12 protein-coding genes are annotated in these 12,248 nt (G+C 57.8%); all 12 read right to left on the reverse strand.

The window, feature by feature from the left end; translation table 11 throughout:
- Positions 1-84: 84 nt before the first annotated feature.
- Positions 85-1,020 carry a bifunctional riboflavin kinase/FAD synthetase gene (locus GFC01_RS09415; RefSeq protein WP_341473870.1) on the reverse strand — a complete coding sequence of 312 codons (936 nt, stop codon included), beginning with the start codon at positions 1,018-1,020 and terminating at the stop codon, positions 85-87.
- Between the two features lie 40 nt (positions 1,021-1,060).
- Positions 1,061-1,984, reverse strand: coding sequence for a tRNA pseudouridine(55) synthase TruB (gene truB / locus GFC01_RS09420; protein WP_152946573.1), 924 nt, complete (start codon positions 1,982-1,984; stop codon positions 1,061-1,063).
- 5 nt (positions 1,985-1,989) lie between these two features.
- Positions 1,990-2,931, reverse strand: a complete 942-nt coding sequence (locus tag GFC01_RS09425; protein WP_243137413.1) for a DHH family phosphoesterase — start codon at positions 2,929-2,931, stop codon at positions 1,990-1,992.
- A 22-nt stretch (positions 2,932-2,953) separates the two neighbouring features.
- Positions 2,954-3,313, reverse strand: coding sequence for a 30S ribosome-binding factor RbfA (gene rbfA / locus GFC01_RS09430; RefSeq protein WP_152946575.1), 360 nt, complete (start codon positions 3,311-3,313; stop codon positions 2,954-2,956).
- 13 nt (positions 3,314-3,326) lie between these two features.
- A complete protein-coding gene (gene infB, locus GFC01_RS09435) occupies positions 3,327-5,897 on the reverse strand; it encodes a translation initiation factor IF-2 (protein WP_152946577.1) in 2,571 nt (856 codons plus the stop codon).
- Between the two features lie 94 nt (positions 5,898-5,991).
- On the reverse strand, positions 5,992-6,300 hold the full coding sequence (locus GFC01_RS09440; protein ID WP_152946579.1) for a L7Ae/L30e/S12e/Gadd45 family ribosomal protein: 309 nt from the start codon (positions 6,298-6,300) through the stop codon (positions 5,992-5,994).
- Positions 6,300-6,566 carry an RNase P modulator RnpM gene (gene rnpM, locus GFC01_RS09445; RefSeq protein WP_152946581.1) on the reverse strand — a complete coding sequence of 89 codons (267 nt, stop codon included), beginning with the start codon at positions 6,564-6,566 and terminating at the stop codon, positions 6,300-6,302. The genes GFC01_RS09440 and rnpM overlap by 1 nt, the downstream gene beginning before the upstream one ends.
- Before the next feature lie 187 nt (positions 6,567-6,753).
- Complete coding sequence (nusA, locus tag GFC01_RS09450; RefSeq protein WP_152946583.1) at positions 6,754-7,920, reverse strand: transcription termination factor NusA; 1,167 nt, start codon at positions 7,918-7,920, stop codon at positions 6,754-6,756.
- 24 nt (positions 7,921-7,944) lie between these two features.
- Entirely contained in the window at positions 7,945-8,409 is a 465-nt protein-coding gene (locus GFC01_RS09455; protein WP_341473871.1) for a ribosome maturation factor RimP, read from the reverse strand.
- A 192-nt stretch (positions 8,410-8,601) separates the two neighbouring features.
- Positions 8,602-9,279: an MgtC/SapB family protein gene (locus GFC01_RS09460; RefSeq protein ID WP_152946585.1), complete on the reverse strand. Its 678-nt coding sequence runs from the start codon at positions 9,277-9,279 to the stop codon at positions 8,602-8,604.
- A gap of 13 nt (positions 9,280-9,292) precedes the next feature.
- A complete protein-coding gene (locus tag GFC01_RS09465; protein ID WP_152946587.1) occupies positions 9,293-10,486 on the reverse strand; it encodes an MGDG synthase family glycosyltransferase in 1,194 nt (397 codons plus the stop codon).
- 11 nt (positions 10,487-10,497) lie between these two features.
- Positions 10,498-12,213, reverse strand: a complete 1,716-nt coding sequence (locus GFC01_RS09470) for a proline--tRNA ligase (protein WP_341473877.1) — start codon at positions 12,211-12,213, stop codon at positions 10,498-10,500.
- Between the last annotated feature and the right edge of the window lie 35 nt (positions 12,214-12,248).

Raw genomic sequence — 12,248 nt, forward strand, 5'->3', positions numbered from 1 at the left:
GGACACCGGTTGCTTTTATTTTAGCATAATCCGGGCTATAAGTAAACTTACCGGCATTTTATTTATATGATTTCACACCGCACCTTATTCCCGGGCACATTCCAGCCGGGCGGTCTCTATATCCCGCTGGATCTGGGTCACCAGCTCATCCACCGAGGAAAACCGTTTTTCCGCCCTCAGGCGGCGGCGGAAATGAACCTGTATCTTGCGACCGTACAGGTCGCCACGGAAGTCCAGCAGGTGCACTTCGATGTTACGCCGGGAATTACCCCTGAAAAATGTGGGCCTGGTACCGATATTGGCCACCCCCAGGAAGAGATCCCCGTCCACTGCCACTTCCACCGCATAAACGCCATTGGCCGGTATTAATAGCCCTTCATCAGGATTCAAATTGGCCGTGGGGAAACCCAGCCGCCCCCCGCGGCGATCTCCGGCAACCACCCGACTTTCCACAAAAGGGTAATACCCCAAAAACTTCGCTGCCCTGGCCACATCTCCCTCCGACAGCAGTTTGCGGATCAGGGTACTGCTCACCACCTCTCCTTCCACTGTCACCGGTGGCACCACATGCACCCGGTACCCGTACTCCCTGCTGTATTTTTGCAGCAGGGCGGGTGTCCCTTCACCCCGGAAGCCAAAGGTATAATTATAGCCGACAAAAATATGGGACGCGCCCAGCCCCCGGTAAAGCACACCGTCAATAAATTCCCGCGGGCCAATACGGGCAAATTCCATGGTAAAGGGAATGCGCAACATGACTTCCACCCCCAGGCGGGCCATCATCTGTTCCTTGGCCTGCGGGGTGAGCAGTAAGGGGGGAGCGTCATCCGGATCCAGTACCGTCATGGGGTGGGGATGAAAGGTAAAAACAGCCGCTGTGGCTTCTTCGGACCGGGCCAGGGCCACCATTTTACCGATCAACTGGCGGTGCCCCAGGTGCACCCCGTCGAAATTTCCCAGACCAACCATCAACCTTGGGTATTTTTCTTTGATCCCCTGCCATGTCTCGTATATTTTCACTGTAGCTTCAGCCCCCTGTTTGGATCTCAGTGGTTTAAATTCAGACCAGCACCCGTACGGGCAGGAACTTTAAACGGCCCGCCCTTTCCGGGTCGAGCTCCGCCCTGGCCACGGCCAGCAGTTCCGTACCGTCAGTCAACCGCACCAGCCCCCCGGTTTGCAAACAACCCTCCACACCGCCCACCCCCGGCCAGTACAAGGGGCGGCCGGCGCGCACCGCGGCCACCGCCCGCTGTTGTACCTGCACGGCCGGCATATGGCCCAGGGCTTCTTTCAGGCCGACCAGGTTTTGTGCCAGGTTGCCCTCCCGGACCATGTCTGCCACTTCCTCCAGTGTCACAGCCCGGTGGATGGAAAAAGGACCGGCCCTGATACGTAAAAGAAAACTCATATAAGCCCCACAACCCAACCTTTCTCCCAGGTCGTGGATCAGTGTGCGTATGTATGTACCTGCGGAGCAAACCACATCCACCAGCGCCTTTGGCTGCCCGCTACCTTCGCCGGTCAGGCGAACCAGACGCAGGGAATGGATGGTTACCAACCGGGGCTGCCGTTCCACCTCCAGGCCCTGGCGGGCCAGCTGGTAAAGCTTTTTCCCCGCATAATGCACCGCGGAAGTCATGGGCGGAACCTGCCGGATTTGCCCGCAAAAGGTCTGCAGCACTTCTTCAATGGCCCGGCGGGTTAGACCGGTGGCATCACCACGATAAACCACCCGGCCGAAGGCATCGCCGGTATCGGTGGCCCGGCCGAAGGTTGTTTCCGCCCGGTATGCCTTTTCACCGGGCAGAAATTGAATGATCCGGGTGGCCCGTCCCAGACAAACCGGCAGTACGCCGGCTGCCCCCGGATCCAGCGTCCCCGTATGGCCTGCCTTCTTGCCGGGGACCAGGCGCCGGATAAAGGCCACCATATCATGGGAGGTCATGCCCGGGGGCTTTAAGACATTCAGGATCCCGTCCATTTTGCCTACCCCGCACTCAGGGCGGACAGGACGGCCGCCACCACTTCTTTTATGATCCGGTCCCCTTCCCCCTCCAGGACGGCTCCGGCCGCCCGCACATGACCGCCGCCATGGAAAAGGGCGGCCACCCTTTGCACATCCACCTCACCCTTGGAGCGCAAACCCACCTTCCAGCGGCCCGGAACCATCTCCCGGAAGAAAAGGGCCACTTCCACACCCTTCAAAGAACGCACGTAATCGATGAGACCGTCGGTATGTTCTTCCAGGGCGCCCAGGCTATCCAGCGTTTCCCTGGAAATGCTCATCCAGGCCACCCGCCCGCAGGGGCTCAAGTCCAGCGTCTGTAAAGCAGCCTGCAGCACCCGCAGGTGCAGCAGGGATTTTTGATCGTAAAGCAAAACGTTCAACCGGGCCACATCAATTCCCAGCTCCATCAAACGGGCCACCCGGCGATGGGTCATGGGCGTGGTGTTCTGATAGCGAAAGGAACCGGTATCGGTGGCAATGGCCGTATAAAGGCATACGGCCACCTCCTGCCGGGGGGAAACCCCCAGCAGGTCCAGGAGATCCATAATGATTTCTCCCGTAGCCGCCGCCCCGGTGTCAATATAGGTGCAGGAACCGAAGTCGTAACTGGAAGCATGGTGATCAATGCTCACGATCATCAGGTTGCGCTCCAGCAGTTCCCTCAAGGGACCCAAACGGTCGGGTACGGAACAATCCAGCACCACGAAGGTGTCATAATCACCCGACAATGCCCCCGAACCAATCAAAAAACGATCCGCTGCCGGTAGAAACCGGTACAATTCGGGCAGGGGTTCGGGGCTGGCCAGGGTGACCGTCTTCCCCAGAACTTCCAGGGACAGGCCCAGGGCGGCCACGGAACCCAGGCAATCTCCATCGGGCATTACGTGCCCGCTGATCACCACCCGCTTTGCCTGCTGCAAACATTCAGCCACCTTTGAAAGGCTAGTCGTCACCCCGCTCACCCTGCTCCCTTACGGTATTCAGCAATTCCATCACCCGCACACCACGAATGATGGATTTATCCAGCTTAAAGGTGATCTCCGGCGTATGCCTCAACCGGATGCGCCGTCCCAGCTCGCTGCGCACGTAACCCTGGGCGCGGTTCAAAGCTTCCATGGAGGCCTTCTGCTCCTCATCGGAGCCGTAAACGCTCACGAAAATCCGGGCATGCCGCAGGTCGGTGGACACTTCCACCCCGGTGATGGTTACAAATCCAATGCGGGGATCCTTCAGCTCATCCCGGAGCATTTGGGAAACTTCTTCCTTGATTATCTCGCCCAACCGTTCCGGACGATGGGCCATACGACATTCCTCCCTAGGCCAGTTCCCTTTTTACCGCCTCGGTGGTAAAGGCCTCTATCACATCACCTTCGCGGATTTCATTATATTTTTCCAGCGCCAGACCACATTCATAGCCCTGAACCACCTCACGCACATCATCTTTAAATCGTTTCAGGGAATCCAGCTTGCCCTCATGAACCACTATACCATCACGAATCACCCGCACACCGGCATCCCGGGTGATTTTACCCTCGGTGACATAACATCCGGCAATGGTACCCACTTTGGATATCTTGAAAGTTTTGCGCACCTCCGCCCGGCCCAGGACCACTTCCCGGTACTCCGGTTCCAGCAGCCCGCTCATGGCCGCCTTCACATCTTCTATGGCGTCGTAGATCACCCGGTAGAGACGGACATCCACCTTTTCCCGCTCCGCCACTCCCCGGGCGTTTACATCGGGACGCACGTTAAATCCGATGATAATGGCGTTGGATGCGGAAGCCAGCATAATATCCGTCTCGGTGATGGCGCCCACACCACCGTGAATGATGTTTACTTTCACCTCATCGGTGGAAAGGCGCTCCAGGGATTGTTTCAGGGCTTCCACCGACCCCTGCACATCGGCCTTGATGATCGCCCGCAACTCTTTTACCTGGCCTTCCTTGATTTGTTTGAAGAGGTCGTCCAGGGAGACCCTGGGCATGGCGGCCTTGAATTCCTCTTCCCGCTTGCGATTGGCCCGTTTTTCGGCAATGGAGCGGGCTGTTTTTTCATCAGGCACCACGTAGAACATATCACCGGCCTGGGGCACTTCGGAAAAGCCCAGCACCTCCACCGGCATGGAGGGAACGGCCTTTTTCACCCGGCGGCCCCGGTAGTCCATCATTGCCCGCACCCGGCCCCAGGCCGTACCGGCCACCACGTTGTCCCCCACCGTCAGGGTGCCGTTCTGCACCAGCACGGTGGCCACAGGCCCCCGGCCTTTGTCCAGTTCGGCTTCAATAACCGTACCCCGGCCCGCCCGTTTGGGGTTGGCCTTCAAATCGGCCATTTCGGCCACCAGCAGGATCATTTCCAGCAGATCCTCAATACCCTGCCTGGTTTTGGCACTTACCGGGACCATTACCGTATCGCCGCCCCATTCTTCGGCCACCAGCCCGTATTCGGTCAGCTGTTGTTTAACCCGGTCGGGATTGGCATCGGGTTTATCCATTTTATTGATGGCCACTATGATGGGTACTCCGGCCGCCCTGGCGTGGTTGATGGCCTCCACCGTCTGGGGCATAACTCCGTCGTCAGCCGCCACCACCAGGATGGCTATATCGGTCACCTGCGCCCCCCGGGCACGCATGGCGGTAAAGGCCTCGTGACCGGGTGTGTCCAGGAAGGTGATTTTCTTATTATTATGCTCAATCTGGTAAGCCCCGATATGCTGGGTAATCCCGCCGGCCTCCGTGGCCGTGACATTGGTCTGACGAATGGCATCCAGCAGGGAAGTTTTGCCGTGATCCACGTGCCCCATTACCGTAACCACACAGGGCCGGGGCGCCAGATCCGCCGGGTCGTCCTCCGCTTCCTGCGTCAACAGGGCCTCGGCGTCCAATTCCACCTTTACTTCCACTTCAAGGCCGTATTCCGCAGCCACAATACCGGCCGTATCGGCATCAATCTCCTGGTTGATGGTGGCCAGAACTCCCAGCATCATCAGCCTTTTAATGATGTCGGCCGGACTCTTCTTCATTTTCTCGGCCAGTTCCTGTACGGTAACGCTTTCACCGATGACAATGGGTTTCTTTTCCACCACGACCGGAGGTCTGGCTTCGGTACGCTCCTGCCCGGCTGCCCCTTTCTTTCTTGCCGGGCGCAGCTTGCGATCGGCAACGGTTTCTTCCAGTATTTTCTTCCGCTCCTGATCCCGGCCGCCCTGCCGCTGCTGTTTTTCCTGTTTACCCCGCTCACCCCGGGTTTTTTCAGCCCGCACCTTTTCGCTAACGGCCTTGATTTCCTGGGGAACCCTGGGCACCTTTAAATGATCCGGCCACTGCCTGGCCGGCTGACGGACGGGGGCGGCCGGTTCACCTTTGGCCCGCGCGGCATGTTCTTCTCTGCCCCGGGGTGGCTGGGAAACCGGTGCAGAAGCGGGCTTTTGTTGAGGCCTCTGAGCACCAGGGCCGGCGGCCTTTTCTGGCCGCGGCGGGTGTCCGGGCTGCTGTACCGCTGCTCCCGTTTGCGCAGGCTCCGCCTTTACCGGTTGGGGTGACCTGAACTGGGGAGGTTCCCCTTTAATGGGGCGTTCCTGGAAACGCCTGTCCGGCGGCCGGGACGGCACCCGGTCCACCAGCCCCGGTCCGGGATCGAACCGGCTTTCCGGCCGGCGGCCGTGGTGTTGTTTTTGACCCTTCTTCTTGCCCCTTGCCCCATCGGAACCTTTGCCCGATTTGGCGGCCGGTTTTTTCCATTCCTTTAATATCCGATCTGTTTCGGCGTCCTCCAGGGTGCTCAGAGGGGACTTCACTTCAATGCCCATTTCATTTAACTTTTTTATGAATTCCTTGTTTTCTATGTTTAGTTCTTTGGCCAGTTCATGCACTCTTTTTTTGACCATTAAAACACCTCCAAATTGGTGGCTGGCAGTTAGTCGTCAGTACCGGGGTTGATGCAAGGTCAGCGGCTTCGTCGCCAACCACCAAAACCAACGACTAATCTCCCCTTTGCATAATTCCCAGGATGCCCCGGGAGAAGTTTTCATCGGTAATGGCCGCCACGGCACAGGAGGAACGGTTGAACACCTGCCCCAGCTGGTCTTTGGAACCGAAGTTAACCACGGGTACCCCGGTCCGGCGGCTGAAAAACAGGAAAGTCCTTTGGGTGTGGGCCGAAGCATCACGGGCCACCACCACCAGCCGGGCACGGCCCCGCTCGATGGCCCGACGCACCATCTTGTCGCCGGCCACAATCCCCCCCGCCCGCCTGGCCAGAAAGAGCATTTGTTTTATCCGTTCATCCATTATTCCTTCAATCCTTCAAACAGGGACTGGATAACCTCCGGCGCCACGGGACGGTGCAGCGCCCTTTCCAGTCGCCTGCCCTTCACCGCCTTTTGCAAACATTCCTTCTGAGGGCAAATATAGGCTCCCCGGCCTGAACGCTTACCCGTAGGATCAATCTCAATCTTATCCTCCGGAGTGCGCACCACCCGGATTAATTCCTTTTTCGGTTTCATCTGCTGGCAGCCCACACACATTCGCTGGGGTATTTTTTTCACCCTGGGCATTTAGGGCCCCTCCCTCAGTAAACATCGGACGTTAATCGTTGCTTGTTGGATTTAAGCGGCCCGGCACTCACCGGTATAAAGGGGCTTTTGAGTGCATTTTATTTCTTTCGTGCCATTGGGCTTGAGTAAAATCATGGTATCCGTGAGTGCTGGGCAGATTAAATTTGCTTCATTACTTTTCTTTTTATTATTTATCCAGATCCCCTTCGCAGGGCATGGCACCGGTCAGGTCATCATTCATATCAGCTACCAGATCATCATCCGCCCGTTCGCCAGCGGCGCCATCACCATAATACTGGCTGTACTCCTGGGCATAGATCTCCTGCATCTGGGATTCACTCTTGATATCGATTTTCCATCCCGTTAGCTTGGCTGCCAGACGGGCATTTTGACCTTCCTTGCCGATGGCCAGGGACAGCTGGTGATCGGGAACAATCACCCGGGCAATCTTCTCCTCCTCCCATATTTCCACGGCCACCACCTTGGCCGGGCTTAAAGAAGCGGCCACATATTTGGAAGGATCGGGGTTCCATTTAATAATATCAATCTTTTCCCCGTTAAGCTCGTTGACCACGGACTGCACCCGCATGCCTTTGGGGCCCACACAGGCGCCCACCGGATCCACATTTTCATCCCTGGAATAAACGGCCATTTTCGAACGATAGCCGGCCTCCCGGGCTATGGCCTTCAACTCCACCACGCCTTCCTGCAATTCCGGCACTTCCATTTCAAACAACCGCTTCACCAGCCCCGGGTGGGTACGGGAGACCAGTATTTGCGGCCCCCTGGTGGTTTTGCGCACTTCCACCACATAGGTCTTAATCCTGGTACCGGGGCGGTATTCCTCGCCGGGCATTTGCTCCACCGGAGTCAATATGGCTTCCGTTTTGCCCAGTTCAATGAAGACATTCTTGTTTTCCACCCGCTGGATAACACCGGTAATGATATCCCCTTCCCGGTTGGCGTACTCTTCATAGACTATGTTGCGTTCCGCTTCCCGGATACGCTGAACCACCACCTGTTTGGCCGTCTGGGCGGCAATGCGACCGAAATTGCGGGGTGTAACCTCGTTTTCCACCACATCCCCCACTTCATAGCGGGGATCGATTTCCCGCGCCTCGGCCAGGGAGATCTCCACCCGGGGATCAGTCACCTCCTCCACCACAGTGCGCTGGGAATAAACTTTGAAATCTCCAGTCTGGCGATCGATTACCACCCGGGCGTTCTGCAGGGAACCAAAATTGCGCCGGTAAGCAGAAAGCAAAGCCGCCTCGATGGCCTCAAAGAGTATATCCGCCGCAATGCCCTTTTCTTTTTCCAGATCCCTAAGGGCCGTCAAAAATTCGGTGTTCATCTTGCCTGCCTCCTGAAAAGACAACTAAAATTCCGCCACCAGCCGGGCCGATGCCACCTGGGCCAGGGGAATGGACCACTCCCCGCCACCGTCCTTTGCCAGAAGCACGCTGTCCTCCCGCATCCCCAGCAGGCGCCCGGTAAACCTTTTCTGGCCGTCAAGGGGGGCGAAGGTAGTCAGACGAACCAGCCGTCCCCGGAAGCGTTGGAAATCGCCCGGTTTTTTTAAAGGGCGCTCAATCCCCGGGGAAGAAACTTCCAGGCGGTAGGAATGGGGTATGGGATCGGCCTCGTCCAGAATTTTGTCCAACCTCTCGGACACCCACTGGCAATCATCCAGCGTCACTCCACCCGGCTTGTCGATAAAAAGGCGTAAAAACCATTGTCCTCCTTCCATGACATATTCCACATCCACCAGCTCCAATCCCAGCCCGGATACCACCGGAACAGCCAGTTCTTCCACAGTTGCCGCCACCCTGTTTTTAACCACAGGCGTTTCCTCCCTGATTTAACGTCAAAAAATTTTCCGGTATTTTACGGTATATTATAAGACGAAAGAGTGGGGATTACCCACTCCTGCAGGACATCAAACACTTGGCCACAAAAACCATAGGATAGTATACCATAGAAAAAAAATACTGGCAAGGGCTGAATTAAAACGCATATTCCTTCGATTCCTGAATCAGCCCTGCCGGTGTTCCACCCGGTATACTCCCGGCAGGGACACCAGCTTGTTCAGGATCTGTACCCGGCTGGTGTTGGGCGGAAACTGTACGGTGATCTCCAGCAACTGGCGCTCCTCGTCATCAGCCATCTTGGCCACTTCAATATTTTTAATAATCAGTCCCGATTCCTTTAAAAATTCGCCCACCTGGTGGATATATTGCGGCTGACTGCCTATAACCATGCTTAACACGTCATGGATACGGCGCTGGCGCACATAATCCTCCAGGGCGCCCAGGATTACCAGGGCAAAGAGGACCAGCACGGTACCCAGGGTGGCCGCCAGGTAAAATCCTCCCCCGGCCGCCAGACCGATGCAGGCCACCACCCACAGGCTGGCCGCCGTGGTCAGTCCGCGTACCAGGGGGCCTTCCCTTAAGATGGCACCGGCCCCCAGGAAACCAATGCCGCTGACCACCTGGGCCGCCACCCGGGCGGCATCGCCCTTAAACTCGTAATGCAGGCCTTCGGAAACAACCATGGCCAGGGCGGCGCCCACGCAAACCAGGATATGGGTGCGAAAACCGGCCGAATAGGTCCGGATGGTCACGTACAACCTTTCCCGCTCCAGACCGATCATTCCCCCCAGCAATACCGACAGGGCCAGCCTGAGAATAATTTCCTTTTCGGTAAGCATGGCACCGCCCCCGTCAGAAACGCCCGGTCAAGCCCCTTACCCCTTCCGGGCTTCCAGTGAAACGAAAAGACTGCAGCATGGCATACATCAGGTCCACCGCATCCCGGGCTGCGTGGGGCCGGCCCAAACGGGCGGCGGCCGCCGACATGGACAAAAGACGACTTTTGTTTTCCAGACAGGCGGCCACCTCCCGGCCCAGATCCTGAACCCGGGATACCTGGACGGCGGCGCCGGCCCGGCAGAGATATTCGGTGTTGCGTTCCTCCTGTCCGGGCAGGGGATCGGCTATAATCATGGGCAGGCCTCTGGACATGGCTTCCGCACAGGTCAACCCGCCGGCCTTGCCCACCATCAAATGGGCCACGGACATCAGTTCCGGAATGTTATGCACGAATCCAAAAACCCGTACCGGATGGCGGCTGTTTTCAGCCATGTGCTGTATCCGGTGGCGCAGTTGTTCGTTTTGACCGGTCACCACCAGCAACTGGCAGGGTACGGGACCATTGCCCAGGTAATGTACAGCCTCCGCCAGCGGCCCCATGCCCAGTCCGCCCCCCATCACCAGCACGGTAGGACGGTCCGCATCCAGTTCCAGCATCTGCTGCACCTGTACGCAGTCCACCGGCCGGGCAAAGGAGGGATCAATGGGAATACCAGTGGCGTGAACCCGCTCCACGGGAAAATCATACTCCATAAATTGCCGGCGCAAGTCCTCTGTGGCCACCACATAGGCGTCCACCTCCGGAAATACCCAGAAGGGATGGACGGTAAAATCGGTAATGGTGGCGCAAACCGGCACCCGGAAGATCCCCTGGCTTCTTAAACGGTCCAGAATACCCACGGGAAAAGGATGGGTGCAGACAACCAGCTGGGGACGGCTCTGCTGTAAAAACTTGACCAGCCTGGGCGCCGTGAGCTTGTTCAATATGCGGTTGAACTCCTGTTTGGCAAATTCCGACAGGGGCTGCCCCTTTTCGGCCCGGCGGTAAAGGTAACCGTAAACCACCGGAGTGATTTTGAGCATTTCCATATAGGTGCCCAGAATCACCTTTTCCAAAAGAGGGCTGGTATAGCGAAAGGTGTCCAGAATGGTCACTTCGGCCAGGGGATTCTGTTGCTGGATGGCAGCTTTTATGGCTGCTGCCGCGCGCATATGGCCCATGCCGGCGGAAACAGACAGGATGACTACCCGTTCCAGGACAGCCATAACCATCCCCTCTAGCTCTCGAAAAGAATTTGCCGCACATGGCCCACCAACCGGTCCCGGGGAACCAGACCGGTTTCCCGGGTGGCCCGGCGGCGTACCTCCACTGCACCGGTTTCTACTGTCTGGTTGCCGATGGTAATGCGCAAAGGATAACCGATCAGGTCGGCATCTTTGAATTTCACCCCCGGACGTTCGGGGCGGTCGTCCAGGACCACCTCCACCCCGCCGCCGGCCAGATCCCGGTAAACATTTTCGGCCATTTGCATATGACGCTCGTCCTTATGATTCACCGGAATGACTACCGCGTGAAAGGGTGCGATGGATACCGGCCAGATGATCCCATCTTCGTCGTGGTTTTGCTCAATGGCCGCAGCCATGGTTCGGGTGATACCAATACCATAACAGCCCATAATGACGGGATGGTTCTGCCCGTTTTCGTCCAGATAGGTGGCTCCCAGAGCCCGGCTGTACTTGTCACCCAGTTTAAAAATCTGCCCCACTTCTATTCCGCGGGCTTCCTGCAGGGGCGTGCCGCAATGGGGACAGGGGTCCCCCGCCCGCACCAGACGCACATCCACCACCAGATCGGGAATAAAATCCCGCCCGGGATTGACGTTAATCAGATGGGTATCGTCCCTGTTGGCACCGGCCACCGCGTTCACCAGCCCCATCACTTCCGGATCGGCCACCAGCTTCACACCGGTTAGACCCACCGGACCGGCATATCCCACCCGGGCACCGCTAATCCGCTCCACGGCGGGAGCGTCGGCCAGTTCCAGGGAAAGAACATCAAGAGCCTTCTGCAACTTTATCTCGTTTACCTCCCGGTCACCCCGGACCAGTACGGCCACTGTACCCTTTTCCGTCCGGTAAAGCAGGGTTTTAATCAGCCGCCGGGCATCCACACCCAGATATGCTGTAACCTGTTCCACCGTATGTATACCCGGGGTGTGCACCTGCTCTGCAGGACGGGGCTCTTCATCGATACCCGTGTCCCCGGGGGGTGTGGCGGCGGCTCGCTCCACATTGGCGGCGTAACCACAGGCATCACCCGGACAGAAAACCACCAGGGCCTCTCCCGATTCGGCCAGCACCATGAATTCATGGGTGTCGTTGCCGCCGATGGCCCCGGAATCGGCTTCCACCGGGCGGAATTTGAGCCCGCACCGCTGAAAGACCCTGGTATAGGCCTCGTACATTTTTCCATAGCTCACGTCCAGCCCGGCTTCATCCCGGTCAAAGGAGTACAGATCTTTCATGATGAACTCGCGGCCCCGCATGAGCCCGAAACGGGGACGGCGCTCATCCCGGTACTTGTTCTGGATCTGGTAGAGCAAAAGGGGCAACTGGCGGTATGACCGCACCTCGCCCCGTACCAGGGAGGTAATGATTTCCTCATGGGTGGGTCCCAGGCAGAAATCCCGGCCGTGCCGGTCCTTCAAACGAAACAGTTCCGGGCCGTAGACATCCCAGCGCCCCGATTCCTGCCAGAGTTCCGCCGGCTGGATGATGGGCATCATGATCTCCTGACCGCCCTGGCGGTCCATTTCTTCCCGCACAATTTGTTCGATTTTCCTGATCACCCGCCAGGCCAGGGGCAGGAAGGTATAAACCCCGGCCGCGGCCTTGCGGATAAATCCGGCCCGCAGCAGCAGCTGGTGGCTGATCACCTCTGCTTCAGCCGGCACTTCCCTTAAAGTAGGTATGAGCAACTGACTGACCCTCACCAACACTGATCCCCCTTCGTAAAAAGTCGTCGGCC

Origin of the sequence: Desulfofundulus thermobenzoicus (genome assembly GCF_009428905.1) — a bacterium.
GTDB lineage: Bacteria > Bacillota > Desulfotomaculia > Desulfotomaculales > Desulfovirgulaceae > Desulfofundulus_A > Desulfofundulus_A thermobenzoicus.